This is a genomic window from Candidatus Enterococcus avicola (genome assembly GCF_047470845.1).
Classification (GTDB): domain Bacteria; phylum Bacillota; class Bacilli; order Lactobacillales; family Enterococcaceae; genus Enterococcus_D; species Enterococcus_D casseliflavus.
Genome location: NZ_JBLGTY010000009.1, coordinates 80,310 through 94,624, shown reverse-complemented (window position 1 = coordinate 94,624; position 14,315 = coordinate 80,310). Strand labels below are relative to the sequence as shown.

General features: G+C 42.7%; 14 protein-coding genes. 10 read left to right on the top strand and 4 right to left on the bottom strand.

Going from position 1 to position 14,315, the window contains the following annotated elements:
• The first annotated feature begins 25 nt into the window (after positions 1 to 25).
• Positions 26 to 529 (top strand): cyclic-di-AMP-binding protein CbpB, encoded by a 504-nt coding sequence (gene cbpB / locus ACI3E5_RS09620; protein WP_005226181.1) that lies wholly within the window; start codon positions 26 to 28, stop codon positions 527 to 529.
• Between the two features lie 35 nt (positions 530 to 564).
• Here the strand turns inward: cbpB and ACI3E5_RS09615 are convergent, their stop codons facing one another.
• Both ACI3E5_RS09615 and fabI read right to left on the bottom strand, forming a co-directional pair.
• Complete coding sequence (locus ACI3E5_RS09615; RefSeq protein WP_015509767.1) at positions 565 to 1,482, bottom strand: mechanosensitive ion channel family protein; 918 nt, start codon at positions 1,480 to 1,482, stop codon at positions 565 to 567.
• A 147-nt stretch (positions 1,483 to 1,629) separates the two neighbouring features.
• Positions 1,630 to 2,385: an enoyl-ACP reductase FabI gene (fabI, locus tag ACI3E5_RS09610; protein WP_005226179.1), complete on the bottom strand. Its 756-nt coding sequence runs from the start codon at positions 2,383 to 2,385 to the stop codon at positions 1,630 to 1,632.
• Between the two features lie 206 nt (positions 2,386 to 2,591).
• Between fabI and fabZ the strand changes: the two genes are divergently transcribed.
• A complete protein-coding gene (fabZ, locus tag ACI3E5_RS09605) occupies positions 2,592 to 3,032 on the top strand; it encodes a 3-hydroxyacyl-ACP dehydratase FabZ (RefSeq protein WP_325845153.1) in 441 nt (146 codons plus the stop codon).
• 50 nt (positions 3,033 to 3,082) lie between these two features.
• Here fabZ and ACI3E5_RS09600 read toward each other — a convergent pair whose 3' ends face one another.
• The gene (locus ACI3E5_RS09600; RefSeq protein ID WP_010748413.1) at positions 3,083 to 3,832 is read right to left on the bottom strand and encodes a peptidylprolyl isomerase; all 750 of its coding nucleotides are present in this window, start codon (positions 3,830 to 3,832) and stop codon (positions 3,083 to 3,085) included.
• A gap of 182 nt (positions 3,833 to 4,014) precedes the next feature.
• Here ACI3E5_RS09600 and ACI3E5_RS09595 point away from each other — a divergent pair, with 182 nt between their 5' ends.
• Positions 4,015 to 5,106 (top strand): DUF871 domain-containing protein, encoded by a 1,092-nt coding sequence (locus ACI3E5_RS09595; protein WP_498821585.1) that lies wholly within the window; start codon positions 4,015 to 4,017, stop codon positions 5,104 to 5,106.
• 178 nt (positions 5,107 to 5,284) lie between these two features.
• Positions 5,285 to 6,235: an alpha/beta hydrolase gene (locus ACI3E5_RS09590; protein WP_325845155.1), complete on the top strand. Its 951-nt coding sequence runs from the start codon at positions 5,285 to 5,287 to the stop codon at positions 6,233 to 6,235.
• 50 nt (positions 6,236 to 6,285) lie between these two features.
• On the opposite strand, the gene gap is transcribed toward ACI3E5_RS09590, so the two are convergent.
• Positions 6,286 to 7,296: a type I glyceraldehyde-3-phosphate dehydrogenase gene (gene gap, locus ACI3E5_RS09585; protein WP_005226174.1), complete on the bottom strand. Its 1,011-nt coding sequence runs from the start codon at positions 7,294 to 7,296 to the stop codon at positions 6,286 to 6,288.
• Positions 7,297 to 7,544: 248 nt separating this feature from the next.
• On the opposite strand from gap, the gene obgE reads away from it, so the two are divergent.
• The 6 genes from obgE to recJ all read left to right on the top strand — a co-directional run bounded on the left by obgE (position 7,545) and on the right by recJ (position 14,312).
• On the top strand, positions 7,545 to 8,858 hold the full coding sequence (obgE, locus tag ACI3E5_RS09580) for a GTPase ObgE (RefSeq protein ID WP_005226173.1): 1,314 nt from the start codon (positions 7,545 to 7,547) through the stop codon (positions 8,856 to 8,858).
• Between the two features lie 180 nt (positions 8,859 to 9,038).
• Positions 9,039 to 9,614, top strand: a complete 576-nt coding sequence (locus ACI3E5_RS09575; RefSeq protein ID WP_010748409.1) for a DUF456 domain-containing protein — start codon at positions 9,039 to 9,041, stop codon at positions 9,612 to 9,614.
• A gap of 72 nt (positions 9,615 to 9,686) precedes the next feature.
• The gene (gene rnz, locus ACI3E5_RS09570; protein ID WP_034857404.1) at positions 9,687 to 10,643 is read left to right on the top strand and encodes a ribonuclease Z; all 957 of its coding nucleotides are present in this window, start codon (positions 9,687 to 9,689) and stop codon (positions 10,641 to 10,643) included.
• A complete protein-coding gene (locus tag ACI3E5_RS09565; RefSeq protein WP_325845156.1) occupies positions 10,627 to 11,415 on the top strand; it encodes an SDR family NAD(P)-dependent oxidoreductase in 789 nt (262 codons plus the stop codon). Before rnz ends, ACI3E5_RS09565 begins: the two co-directional genes overlap by 17 nt.
• A gap of 12 nt (positions 11,416 to 11,427) precedes the next feature.
• On the top strand, positions 11,428 to 11,865 hold the full coding sequence (locus tag ACI3E5_RS09560; RefSeq protein ID WP_005226169.1) for a lipopolysaccharide assembly protein LapA domain-containing protein: 438 nt from the start codon (positions 11,428 to 11,430) through the stop codon (positions 11,863 to 11,865).
• A 146-nt stretch (positions 11,866 to 12,011) separates the two neighbouring features.
• Positions 12,012 to 14,312, top strand: a complete 2,301-nt coding sequence (recJ, locus tag ACI3E5_RS09555; protein ID WP_498821581.1) for a single-stranded-DNA-specific exonuclease RecJ — start codon at positions 12,012 to 12,014, stop codon at positions 14,310 to 14,312.
• The last annotated feature ends 3 nt before the right edge of the window (positions 14,313 to 14,315 follow it).

Here is a 14,315-nt window from a genome sequence, read left to right as displayed (position 1 = left end):
TAGCTGTGAAATGGAGGCAATTAGATTGATAGGACAGACCGTAGAAAAAATATTACTCGAGAATCAAGAAAATTTCTTGGTGCCGGCAGAGAATGTGGCATCGGTATTTTATAACCACCCTTTGAGTCACGCATTGCTTGTTTTATCAAAAGTGGGCTATTCAAAGATCCCAGTACTAGATAGTGAGGACCATTTAGTCGGCTTAATCAGCCTCTCAAACATCGTAGAACGAATGATGGATCTCACTGGCTTCAGTATGGAAAATATTGAAGGGCTGACTGTGGCAGATGTCATGGAAGTCAATGTGAATTGCATCAAAGAAAACGATGAGTTGGAAAGTATGCTGCATCTGTTAGTGGATCAAGCATTCTTGCCGATCGTTGATGATGACAATGTCTTTGTTGGGATTATCACCCGCAAAGAGATTTTAAAATCCGTCAATCATTTGGCGCATGAAATCGAAAGACGCTATTTGCTGATTTCGAAAGAAGATGCCCCAAAGATGACAGATGAACTGCATGTGGTATAGAAAAAAGGTTATCCCAGTTTCGGGATAACCTTTTTTTAAATACCGACGATCGGCGCATTGGGGATCGTATAGCCTTTGGCAGTTAAAGCATCGATCGATGCGGCCAAAAATTCCTCTTTGATTTTCCATTGCGTACCGTTGGTCACATACATGGTCGTGCGAATTGCAAAGTTGTTGTTCCCTAGATCCACCAGACCGAAGACCGTAGGGGCCGTTTGAATCTCTTCTTCGTGCTGCTGAGCAATCTGTTCATTGACTTCTTCAATGATGGCACGTATTTCATCTAAGCCTTCAGATGGTAAGATACGTACGTCTACCACGACTTGCATATTGGCTCTGGATGTATTACTGATGGTTGTGATGTTACGATTTGGGATATAATGAACGGTTCCATCAACGGATTTTAATTGAACAGTCCGAATACCGACGGCCGTCACTGTACCTTCAAGCGTCAGATTGGTCAAGCGGACGTAATCACCAACGTTGATTTGTTGTTCGGTAATAATAAAGAATCCAGTAATCAAGTCATTCATAAAGCCTTGGGCACCGAGACCGAGGGCGACACCGACGACTCCGGCACCGGCTAGTAGCGAGCCTACAGGTACGCCGATGGTTGAAAGGAGTGCATAGACAAAAAAGAAGCCTAATGTGTAATGAACCGTATTGCGGATCAGGGTATGGATCGTGTTGATTCGACTCACATTGAAGGTGGCTTTTTTTTCATAGGACCGATAGATCCGGTCAATGATCATGTTGCTTATTTTTAATAAAATTCCGAATAAGATACACAAAAAAAGCAGCATCAGTGCTTTTTGGATCAGTAGGCCAATGATCGATTCCCAGTCGATCGATGCCCACCATTTTTGTAATGCATTGAGCTGAGCAGCTGCTGGTTCGGTAATGCTGGAACCACTTGAATCGGTCGTGCTAGCTGCAAGTAGCAGTTGTTTCATAAAATCCCTCCAAGTCTTACTGCATCTATTTTAACGAAGATAAAATAGAAATGCAAAGGAGGTTTTCTGAAATACCTGTTTTTTTCAGAAAAAGCCTGCTCAGCCAACGGAGAGGCAAATAGCAGACTTTTCTATGACAATCATTGATTAAGATAAATGAACGCCTTTATCAACAAAAATCACTTCGCCGATAATCCCGCTTGATAATGGACTGATCAAGAAGGCACAAGTATTGCCCACTTCTTCAATCGTCACACCAATATGATCAGGTGTTCGATCCTCTGACAATTGGATCAGTTTTTGATAGTCTTTTACACCAGTTACTGCCAGCGTCTTGATGGCACCAGCTGAAATCGCATTGACGCGGATTTTTTGCGGTGAAAGTTCGGCAGCTAAATAGCGAACGCTTGATTCTAAAGCGGCTTTTGCAATCCCCATCATATTGTAGTTCGGTACTGCCCGTTCGGCACCTAAGTAGGAAAGGGTAACGATTCCAGCATTTTCAGCTAAGATTGGTTTGGCATATTTGGTGACGGCAATCAATGAATAACTGCTGATGTCTTGCGCCAAAGCATAACCGTCACGAGAAATATTCAAAATATCGCCAGATAGATCTTCTTTATTGGCATAAGCAACGGCATGGACAACACCGTGGATCTCACCTGCATATTCTTTGATCGTTTCAAAGGCGGAAGCAATGCTTTCGTCATTGGCGACGTCACATTCCACTACAAATTCATCAGATTCCAATAAGCGCTCTAAAGGCTTTTTCATGCGGTCGTTTTGATACGTGTAGATCACTTCGGCTCCTTGTGCTTTTAATGCTTGTGCACAGCCCCAAGCGATACTGCGTTTGTTAGCAACGCCCATGACGACAACTTTTTTACCAGTTAAAAAACTCATAATTCCACTCCTTAATAAATTCAACAATAATAAAATACGTATAATGACAAATAGTAAATCAAACTATCTTGATTTCTAATTATTAAGCATAATTGTTTGATTGTCAAACTATTTTTTTCTTAATAAATATTTAGTTGCGAATTTCGCTGAACTATGATACTTTGATAATCAAACTATAATAAATTCTTAAGCAAGGAAGGGAAACCATGAAAAAACTATTGACTGAAACAGAAGTCATGGATTTGATTCCAAATCGCTACCCAATTATATATATTGATTACGTCGATGAAATCGAGTCTGGCAAAAAGATTATCGCAACGAAAAATGTCACCATCAACGAAGACTTTTTCCAAGGACATTTCCCAGGAAATCCAGTAATGCCAGGTGCTTTGATTTTAGAAACATTGGCACAAGCAGGATCGATCCTGATCTTGAAATCCGAGGAATTCCAAGGTAGAACGGCGTATATCGGCGGCATCAACAAAGCCAAATTCCGTCAAAAAGTTGTTCCGGGAGATACCATCAAACTTGTTTTCGAGATCACCAAAATCAAAGGCTCTGTAGGAACTGCTGATGCGGTCGCTACAGTGGACGGAAAAAAAGCTGCGGAATGCGAATTCACCTTTATCGTTGGCGACCAAAAATAAAAGAAAACCGCTGAAATTCCCGATTAACGGAGACTTCAGCGGTTTTTTATTTATTCTTTGGCTTCTTGCAAGACCTTGATCGTTTCGATCTTCACTGGCTCAACCGGTTGAGAATTCTCACCATTGCCAGAGTCTTGGGTTTCTGCTTGCGCAATTTTATCTACGACATCCATGCCTTCGATCACTTGACCAAATACAGTATAGCTGCCGTCCAATCGTGGTGTTCCACCATTTTTGTAGGCTTCGATGATTTTTTCAGGATAGTGTTGGATCGCTAGACCGTCGGATACATCTTGATCATTTTGAACGATGTAGAATTGACTGCCTTGGCTGTTTGGCGCACTTGATTTTGCCATTGCTAATGCGCCTCGCAAGTGATAAAGCTGGTTCGAGTATTCTTCGCCGAATCCTTCGCCCCAAATGCTTTCTCCGCCAGTGCCATCACCATTAGGGTCGCCCCCTTGGATCATAAACTCTTCTACGACACGATGGAAAGTCAAGCCGTCATAATACCCATCTTTGGCATGGGTCAAAAAGTTTTCGACTGCTTTGGGCGCGATCTCTGGGAAAAGTTTGATTTTGATCGAGCCTTCTTCCGTTACCATTTCAACTAAAGCTTCATTCTCTTGCACATCCGTTGATAATTGCGGCAATTCCAGGGCATTCAAGTCAACAGATTCTGAGGTTGACGTGCTTTCTGCCGAATTGCTTGATGAGGGATCGGTGGTACTTGAACCTGTACAAGCAGCTAATAATAAAAGGCTAGCAGCTGCTGTCAGTGTGAATAGGATTTTTTTCATTCTTTCATTCCTTCCAGTTTTCTTAATGATAATCATAACAAAAAAGAGACATAGAAGAAAGCGCAGATTTTGTGGAATGAGAAAGAAACAGACGGAAAGGTGTAGACCACTTTTTAGATGTTTGCTATAATGAAAGAGGATTCATTATAATAAACGGATAGAATTTACAGGAGGTTTTTTTGATGGGAAAATTAGGGATATCGATTTATCCAGAGCGCTCAACGTTTGAAAAGGACAAAGCGTATCTAGACTTGGCACACAAATACGGCTTTAAACGGGTATTTACCAGTTTGCTGCAAATCAACGATGACAAAGAAAAAGTCTTGGCAGACTTTAAACAAGTCGTAGATTATGCCAATCAGTTAGGAATGGAAGTCATGGTAGACATCAATCCTGGTTTATTCGAACAGTTAGGTATTTCTTATGATGATTTATCCTTCTTTGATGAGATGGGGGCTTACGGTGTTCGGTTAGATATTGGTTTCACTGGTTCAGAAGAAGCCAAAATGACCCGTAATCCTTACGGGATCAAAATCGAAATCAATATGAGCAGCGGCACGAGCTACGTGGATAACATCATGAGTTATTCACCTAATACTGAAAATTTACTCGGTTCGCATAACTTCTATCCTCATCGCTATTCAGGGTTAGGCTATGACCATTTTGTTTTTTGTTCGGAAAAATTCCGCAAATACAATTTAAATACGATGGCTTTCGTGAATTCTCACGAAGCTGATTTCGGTCCATGGCCAACACAAGATGGTTTATGCTCTTTGGAAGACCATCGTGATCTGCCACTAGCTACACAAGTCAAACATTTAGTGTTGACTGGTTTGATCGATGATATCTCTATTGGAAATGCCTATGCTTCAGAAGCAGAATTGGCAGCAATGGCTGAAGCGTTTCATGCTGATTATCCGACATTAAGAGTCGATGTCGTTGACGGAATCACTGAAGATGAACGAATTTGTCTCTTCGATAATCTGCACAGCTATCGAGGAGATCACTCAGAGTACATCTTGCGTTCAACAATGACGCGGATCTATTATAAAGACAAGGAATTTCCCCCTCATGATACCCGTGATATGGTAAGAGGGGATGTCTTGATCGATAATGCTGGCTATGGTCAATACAAAGGTGAGACGCAAATCGCCTTGAAAGCAATGAAAAATGATGGTCGCGTCAATGTCGTTGGTAAGATCGCTGATGAGGAACTATTCTTATTAGAATTTTTGAAACCTTGGTCAAGTTTTAAATTGGTCGAAAATAACTAATTATCACGAGAAATCAACCATTGCCAACAAAGCGTGTTGGCAATGGTTTTCTTTTTGGGCGCTTGCAATTGACAAACACGAGCAAAAAACGGTAATTTATGTAGTGGGTTCTTTCCATGAAGAACGATGAAACCATAATAATATTATGTAAACTATATAACAAGAGGACGTGACACGTGTGAAATTGCGCTGGAAGATTGCCATCGGAGTGGCTGTATTAGCAATTGCAGGATTAGGGTATGCAGGAAACTATTTTTACGATTATGCGGTGGTTCCTTCAGAAAAAGATTTTTTGGAAGGAGATACCCCTGGTACGGATGAAAATCAGACAGGAAATGAATCGCAAAATTGGTTTACAGATCCAGCAAATCGTGAGATGTGGCAGCTGACTTCTGAAGATGATTTAAAATTATCCGCCATTTATCTACAAGCAAAGGAGAAGAATCGAGGAAAAACGGCGATCATCGCGCATGGCTACATGGGGAATGCAGAAACGATGGCGGACTATGCTAAGATGTATCATGATTTAGGCTATAATGTCTTGGTTCCAGACGCTCGAGGGCATGGTCAAAGCGAAGGAGATTATATTGGTTTTGGGTGGCACGAACGTAAGGATTATCTGCAATGGATCGATGAAGTACTCGCAAAAAATGGTCCTGAAGAAACGATCACTTTGTATGGCATCAGTATGGGGGCTGCCACGGTAATGATGACCAGTGGGGAAGACTTGCCGAAAAATGTCACTTCTATCATTGAAGATTGTGGGTATACCAACGTCAATGAAGAATTGGGTTATCAACTCGATCAATTGTTTGGTCTACCTGCCTTTCCATTGATGAATGTCACTAGCCTTGTCACAAAAATCCGAGCGGGGTATTTCTTTGGTGAAGCAGATGCAGTCAAACAACTGCAAAAGAATACGCGTCCAATCTTTTTTATCCATGGCGATGCGGATACGTTTGTTCCTTATTCGATGCTGGATATTTTGTATAACGCGACCGATGCACCAAAAGAAAAGTGGGTTGTTTCAGGTGCCGAGCATGCGAAAAGCTACAAAACAGATCCAGCGCTTTACAAAGAAAAAATTGCAGCTTTTTTGGACAAATACGATCACCCAGCAAGTGAATAAAAAAGTGCCGGTTCAAAAAAAGAACCGGCACTTTTTGCTTGACCATTGGCTTATAAACGAGCAAATTCTTCTAGCAAACGAATCATTTGGCAAGTAAAGCCATATTCATTATCATACCAAGCGACGGTTTTCACCAGTTGGAAATCGCCAGCCGTGGTTACTTCTGTTTGTGTCGGATCAAAGATAGAACCTTGAGTGGTACCAATCACATCTCCAGAGACGATCTCACGGTCATCGTAACCGAATGACGGATTATCGACGGTGTGTTTTCTGATCGCTTCATTGACTTCATCGGCGGTTACTTTGGTTTTCAAAATTGAGACTAATTCTGTTAAAGAACCATCGACGACAGGAACCCGTTGGGCGTGTCCTTGTAATTTGCCATTTAATTCTGGGATAACTAGACCGATTGCTTTAGCAGCACCCGTCGAGTGAGGGATCGTGTTGTCTGCAGCGGACCGAGCGGCTCTTAAGTTTCCGCCTTTTACCGGACCATCCAATAGCATTTGTGTAGAAGTATAGGCATGTACCGTTGTCATCGTACCAACTTCGATCCCGAATTCCTCATTTAAGAAGTAGGCCATCGGAGCTAAGCAGTTGGTCGTACAAGAACCTGCGGATATGATAGTATCCTCTGGTGTTAACGTGTCGGAGTTAACATTGTAAACGATCGTTTTCATATTACCAGCTGGTGCGGAGATAACGACTCGTTTGACACCCGCATCAAGATGGGCTTGTGCTTTTTCTGCGGAAGTGTAAAAACCCGTGCATTCTAAAACGATATCGACGCCATTTTCTTTTGCCCAAGGGATTTTGCTTGCGTCTGGTTCAGCGTACACTCGGGTCTCTTTGCCATCGACAACGATAGCATTATCCGTTGCAGTAACAGTTCCAGGGTACGTGCCGTGGGTCGAGTCAAATTGCAATAAGTGTGCTAACATGACTGGACTCGTTAAATCATTGATTGCCACAACTTCAATATCGGCAGAAACTTCTTTGATCCTACGAAAAGCCAAACGTCCAATTCGTCCAAAACCATTGATTCCAACTTTTACTGTCATTTCTTGTTTCCTCCTTTGATTGTGTCTGGTACACTTAAAAGTTTGCTACGATTTCAAGTGACTGTCTAAGAATAACCCTTAAGAATTCGCGATTTCTTACGGAAACCCATGAGAAAAGATAGACAAAAGGCGTTTGGGTCGTTACAATAAAATAGACTTTCTTATTAGAGAAATAGTAACCACTTAAGGTGAGATAACTGATAATCAAAAAGTATAGAAGGTAGTAAAAAAAGAATGGAGGACAAATAATGTCCATGTTTTTAGATCAAGTGACAATCGATGTCAAAGCAGGAAAAGGCGGCGACGGAATGGTTGCTTTTCGCCGAGAGAAATATGTCCCAGACGGCGGACCCGCAGGTGGTGACGGTGGACGTGGTGGTGATGTCATTTTAGTCGTAGACGAGGGTCTGCGTACATTAATGGATTTCCGTTTTAATCGTCATTTTAAAGCGCAACCCGGGGAAAACGGCATGAGTAAAGGAATGCACGGTCGTGGCTCAGATGATACATACATCAAAGTTCCACAGGGAACGACCGTTCGTGACGCTGAAACAGGTGCCTTATTAGGTGATTTGATTGAGCAAGGCCAAACATTAGTGATTGCTAAAGGTGGCCGTGGCGGCCGTGGCAACATTCGGTTTGCCTCTCCGAAAAACCCAGCCCCAGAATTAGCTGAGAATGGAGAACCTGGTCAAGAAAGAAAAATCGAGCTCGAATTAAAAGTTTTAGCAGATGTTGGTCTAGTTGGTTTCCCTTCAGTTGGGAAGTCTACATTACTCTCTGTGATTTCCTCTGCTCGACCAAAAATTGGTGCGTATCATTTTACCACGCTGGTACCAAATTTAGGTATGGTAACAACTACTGATGGCCGTAGTTTTGCGGTCGCTGATCTGCCTGGTCTGATCGAAGGAGCCTCACAAGGGGTTGGTTTAGGGACTCAGTTTTTACGCCATATCGAACGGACCCGCGTCATTTTACATGTGATCGATATGAGTGGCATGGAAGGACGCGATCCATACGAGGACTATTTGTCCATCAACAATGAATTGTCGACCCATAACTTGCGCTTACTAGAGCGACCACAAATCATCGTTGCCAATAAGATGGATATGCCGGATGCTGAAGAAAACCTAGCCCTTTTCAAAGAGCAGCTGGCAAAAGAAAAAACGGATGAGTTCGCGGATGAACCAATGATTTTCCCAATCTCAGGTGTCACTCGTAAGGGAATCGATGCCTTGTTGAATGCGACAGCGGATCTATTGGAAGTCACCCCTGAGTTCCTCTTATACGATGAAGAAATGGAAGAAGATGTTGTTCATTATGGCTTCCAATCGGATGAACCAGAGTTCTCAATTGATCGTGATCCTGATGCAACTTGGATCTTGAGCGGTGAAAAAATCGAAAAACTATTCCAGATGACGAATTTTGATCATGATGAGACCGTGATGCGTTTTGCTCGTCAGCTGCGTGGTTTAGGTGTCGATGAAGCATTACGGGCGCGCGGTGCCAAAGACGGCGATATCGTTCGGATCGGCAACTTCGAGTTCGAGTTTGTCGAATAATCGTTTAAAAGAACATCATTTGCCTAAAAAATACCTTTTTAGCTGCAGTGCATTTGACTACCGATCATTGATTTTCACTAAGAAATCAATGATTGGTAGTCTTTTTGGTTTCTTTTTTCATTTAAATGATTTACTGTTAAAATAAAGAAGAGAACAAATAAACCAAAGGGAGCGATTTTTATGTCAAAACGTGTCATTGTAATGAATTTTGATGCCAGTGCCAAAGCGTACCAAGCCTTTTCGGAAGTGAAACGGATGCATATGGAACGGAAGATCAAAGGGGAACAAATGGCAGTTCTTACCCACACCAATGAAGGCGTGCATCAATTTAAAGTCGAGGACTTTCTCGATTTTACTGGGAACAATAAGACATCAACGGGTGGATTGATCGGGATGCTCGTTGGTGTGCTAGGCGGACCTTTAGGAATCATGCTGGGCTGGTTTGGTGGCAGTATGATCGGTGCTACTCGTGATGCAAAAGAGATCCAAAATGCGCAAATGCTTTTTGAACATGTCGGAAACCAAATTGGTGTTGGTGATACGGGGTTATTATTGATCGCAGATGAAGAAGACAATCGTCCTTTGAATCAATTGATCATGAATGAATTAGGCGGTGACATCACGCGCTTTGACTACGATGAAGTGGAAGCAGAGATTGAAACGGCTAAGAAAGTCGAAGAATCCACCAAAGCACGCGTTCAAGAAGACTGGAAAAACTCTCATAACGACGCAGAAGATCGCCAATCTGAGAAATAAAATCCACAAGCTTCAATTGCAACTTGATTTCTTTTCCGCTAAAATTGGAAAGAGATGAAAGGAAAGAAGCTTATGGAATTAGAATTTTTAGGAACAGGCGCGGGTGTGCCTGCGAAACATCGAAACGTGACCAGCATTGCGTTACGACTTTTAGATGAACGGAATGCCGTTTGGCTTTTTGATTGTGGCGAAGGGACGCAAATGCAGATTTTGCATTCTACGATTCGTCCACGAAAGATTGAAAAAATCTTTATCACTCATCTTCATGGTGACCATATCTATGGGTTGCCAGGATTGATCAGCAGCCGCTCCTTTCAAGGAGGCGACACGCCTCTAGAGATTTATGGACCCAAGGGGATCAAAGCATACGTTCAAACCGTTTTGCGGATTTCTCAGACCAAAGTCAGCTACCCCTTACATTTTTTCGAGATTGAAGAAGAAGGGATTCTTTTTAAAGATCAGCAATTTGAAGTATCGTGTCTGCGCCTTGATCATGGCATTGACAGTTTTGGTTATCGGATTGTTGAAGCAAGCCATCAAGGGGAATTGCAAGTGCAGGCTTTACTGGAACTTGGGTTGAAACCTGGGCCGCTCTTCGGTCGTTTGAAAAAAGGTGAAGTAGTTACCCTTGACGATGGACGTCAAATCAATGGGGCTGATTTCTTGGGCCAAGCGAAAAAAGGTCGGATCGTGGCGATATTAGGTGATACGCGTAAATGTCAAAACGCCGTACTGCTAGCAGAAGATGCGGATGTATTGGTGCATGAAAGTACCTTTAACAAAGAAGAAGCCAAGTTGGCTCGCGCTTATTTTCACTCGACGACGCGGCAAGCTGCCGAAGTGGCACAAGAAGCTCAAGCGAAGCGTTTGCTGTTGACCCATATCAGTGCGCGTTACGTTGGCAAAGATATTACAAATTTAGTAAATGAAGCAAAAGAAGTATTTCCGAATACGTTGATCGTCAAAGATTTTGATATTGTCGAGATCCCTTTTGCCGGAGAGGAAGAAACAGATGAATTTAGAGAATAAAGTTGTCGTTGTAACAGGTGGCTCTGCTGGACTTGGCGAACAAATCTGTTATGAAGCCGCAAAACGTGGTGCGATCGTCGTGACTTGTGCCCGAAGAACGAATCTGATTGGAAAAGTCAAAGAACAATGTATGGAATTAAGCGGCAAAGAAGCGTATGCGTTTCAATTGGATGTAGCAAATCCTGAAAGTGTGGAGCGCTTACTAGAAAAAATCAATGAAAAAGTTGGTAAGATCGATGTCTTCGTCAATAATGCTGGCTACGGGATCTTTCAAGAATTTACAGAGATGGACCCGGCGGTCATCCGAAGTATGTTCGAAGTCAATGTGCTTGGCATGATGGTTTTGACCCAGCAAGTAGCGATCCAAATGGCTGAACAAAAGCATGGTCATATCATAAATGTTGCTTCCATCGCAGGTAAGATCGCTACGCCAAAAACGGCCGTCTACTCTGCAACAAAATTTGCTGTGCTCGGTTTTTCTAACGCATTACGTTTAGAACTAAAACCATTAGGGATCAACGTAACAACGGTCAATCCTGGACCGATCGAAACGGCATTCTTTGACCAAGCAGACCCAAGCGGTAGTTACTTATCGTCGGTGGGCAGCCTAGTGCTCGAACCGAACAAATTAGCGCAAACGATCGTCAAAGCGATGATCCATCCAAAACGAGAAATCAATCGCCCACATATTTTAGGCGCTGCTGCGAAACTATATACCCTGTTTCCTTCAATCGGCGATTATATGGCGGGAACGATGTTCAACAAAAAATAGGAGTTGAAGCCCATGAAAAATCAATGGCGTGTTATCGTTGGTATTTTACTGATTTTAGTGATCGTTTTATTTGCCGTTGCAAACAATATGACTGTCCCGATCAACTTTGGCTTCACAACGATTCAATCGCCACTGATCTTAGTCATTATTGGTTCTGCTTTGTTAGGCGCATTGATTTTGCTGCTGGTTTCCACAAGCGCAATGTTCCGCCAAAAAAAAGAACTAAAGCAATTGAGAAAAGAGCTCTCAGATTATCGTTCGAATAACGAGAAGGTTCTCCAAGAACAACGAGAAGCTTTGGAACGGGAATACACGAACAAGCAGGCGGAGTTAGCGGCAAGACAGCAGCAGCTCGATGATCAAGAAGCCCAGCTTTCCTCACGTGCTGCGGGCGCATCCACGCCGCCAACGATCGATGAGGAAATGAAGTCTTTTGAATCGCAAGCCTAAAAGAACGACGTTTCACAAAAAAAGAGTTTGCTAGTGCAAGGTTTGCTGCAAGCTCTTTTTTTGTGTTGTAAAACGAGTGCTGTTTCTCTCGTTGTTTTTCTTTTTTGTATAAACTTTGCTATAATATCCTAGTTAGGAGTGATTTGGTGAAACGTGCAAATTTTCATTGGGTGCGTCCGCAAGAAAGCGAAACGACCCCAGTATTTAAAGAGCTGATCCAAGAAAGAAAGATCCCTGAGCGGATCGGCGCGTTGCTATGGCAGCGAAATATTCGAACAGCAGAGGCGCTCGATGCTTTTTTATCAACGGACCTGCAATATCTTCATGATCCGTTTTTATTTCATGATATGGCTAAAGCCGTGGAACGAATCCATGAAGCGATTTTAAATGGCGAACGAATCTTGATTTATGGTGATTACGATGCGGATGGGATTACGAGCACTACCGTGTTAAAGGAAACGTTGGAATTGCTAGGGGCGGAAGCTGAGTATTATTTGCCTAATCGTTTTACAGATGGATATGGTCCCAATCTAACTGTCTATCAAGATAAAATTGCAGCAGGGACGCAATTGATCATCACCGTCGACAATGGGGTGTCTGGTCATGAGGCGATTGCTTATGCTCAAGGACAAGGAGTTGACGTGATCGTCACAGATCACCATGAACTACCTGCAGAACTACCGGAGGCGTTTGCTATTGTCCATCCCCGTCACCCTCAAGGAAACTATCCTTTTGGTGATTTGGCTGGAGTCGGCGTTGCATTTAAAGTGGCTTGCGCTTTGTTAGAAGAAGTGCCAGTGGAATTGCTTGATCTTGTTGCGATTGGGACGATCGCTGATATGGTTTCTTTAACCGATGAGAATCGGCTATTAGTCAGCAACGGGTTGAAAATGATTCAGCAATCGGATCGCATCGGACTGAATGAGTTGCTGTCAGTCAGCGGTTTAAAAAAACAAACAGTCAACGAAACAGATATTGGCTTCGCCGTTGGACCACGGTTAAATGCGATCGGTCGTTTGGAGGACCCCAATCCGGCTGTTCGCTTGTTGACTACCTTCGATGAAGAAGAGGCAGTCAGCTTAGCCAAAACCTTGGATACGATCAATCAGCAGCGAAAAACCTTTGTTGAAGAAATCATGAAAGAAGCACAAGAAAAAATCGATCCTGCGAATCATGTTCATTTGGTGGTGGGAGATCATTGGCACGAAGGTGTTTTAGGGATCGTGGCAGGACGAATCATGCAAAGTACAGGACAACCAGTGATCGTTTTGACCAAAAAAGAAAATGGCTTAGCCAAAGGGTCGGGAAGAAGCATTGCTGCGTTGAATCTGTTTGAAATGCTGTCGACGATGAAAGACATGTTTACTAGCTTTGGCGGACATCATGCAGCAGTTGGATTAAGTATCCCCATCGATCATTTAGATATGCTGCAAGCCCAAATGAATCGTTACGTTGAAGAAAATGCCATTGACCTCAGTCAGGGCATCCCCTTAGCGATCGATGAGGAGCTACCGTTAACAGAAGTTTCGATCAGTTTTATTGAATCATTAAAAGTCTTAGCGCCTTTTGGAACGGACAACCCCTTACCGAAATTTTTATTTTCTAATCTGATGACTCAAAATGCTCGCCAGACTGGTTCAGAAAATCAGCATTTGAAGTTAGTGATGAGCGATGAGTCTAACACGCAGCTGGATGTCATTGGGTTTGGTTTTGGAAAAGATTTAGTAGCGTTTGAAAACGACCGCTTATCGATCGTTGGTCAGCTTTCCATCAATGAATGGAATGGCAACAAAAAACCGCAGCTCATGTTGGATGATTTTGCAGTGGAAGGGATTCAGCTATTTGATTATCGTTCGAAAAGAAGCCGTCAAGGTGTCTCTCTGGGCAGTCAAACACTAGGCGTTCTTTTCAAGCAGAAACTTCCTCGGGAATTGCAAGGCTTTTGTGGGCAAACCACCATATTTGACTCAGTTACAGCCTTGGAAGATACTTTTCGTGCTGGTCAGTTCCAAGAGATTGCATTTTTAGATTGTCCTGCTGACCCTGCAGTGATCAAAGAGATCGTTCAAGCGCTCCAGGCGTCAAGAGTTGCTTTTGTTTTCTACTCGACAGAAGATGCTTATTTAGATGGGGTAGGGACAAGAGAGCAATACAGTCGTCTCTTTCAACTGATCAAACAGCAGCCTCGTTTGGACATTCGTTACAAACTAAAGATGGTCGCTGACTATCTAAAAATTCCACAAAAATTACTTATTTTCATGATTCAGGTGTTTTCTGAGCTGGAATTTGTTACAATACAAGATGGTGTTTTGAATAAAACTGCTGATCCTGTTTCCCGTCCATTGACGGAGAGTCATTTGTATCAGCAACGACAAAAACTGATCAAAACAGAAGAATTTTTATTAATGAGTGATTTATCAACCCTTCGTCAGTGGTTGACAGTCTAGGAG

Coding starts and splice junctions, on each gene's coding strand:
- ACI3E5_RS09565 (WP_325845156.1), top strand. CDS start 10,627: ATGAATTTAGAGAATAAAGTTGTCGTTGTAACAGGTGGCTCTGCTGGA.
- obgE (WP_005226173.1), top strand. CDS start 7,545: ATGTCCATGTTTTTAGATCAAGTGACAATCGATGTCAAAGCAGGAAAA.
- gap (WP_005226174.1), bottom strand. CDS start 7,296: ATGACAGTAAAAGTTGGAATCAATGGTTTTGGACGAATTGGACGTTTG.
- fabZ (WP_325845153.1), top strand. CDS start 2,592: ATGAAAAAACTATTGACTGAAACAGAAGTCATGGATTTGATTCCAAAT.
- ACI3E5_RS09615 (WP_015509767.1), bottom strand. CDS start 1,482: ATGAAACAACTGCTACTTGCAGCTAGCACGACCGATTCAAGTGGTTCC.
- rnz (WP_034857404.1), top strand. CDS start 9,687: ATGGAATTAGAATTTTTAGGAACAGGCGCGGGTGTGCCTGCGAAACAT.
- ACI3E5_RS09575 (WP_010748409.1), top strand. CDS start 9,039: ATGTCAAAACGTGTCATTGTAATGAATTTTGATGCCAGTGCCAAAGCG.
- fabI (WP_005226179.1), bottom strand. CDS start 2,385: ATGAGTTTTTTAACTGGTAAAAAAGTTGTCGTCATGGGCGTTGCTAAC.
- ACI3E5_RS09595 (WP_498821585.1), top strand. CDS start 4,015: ATGGGAAAATTAGGGATATCGATTTATCCAGAGCGCTCAACGTTTGAA.
- ACI3E5_RS09560 (WP_005226169.1), top strand. CDS start 11,428: ATGAAAAATCAATGGCGTGTTATCGTTGGTATTTTACTGATTTTAGTG.
- ACI3E5_RS09600 (WP_010748413.1), bottom strand. CDS start 3,832: ATGAAAAAAATCCTATTCACACTGACAGCAGCTGCTAGCCTTTTATTA.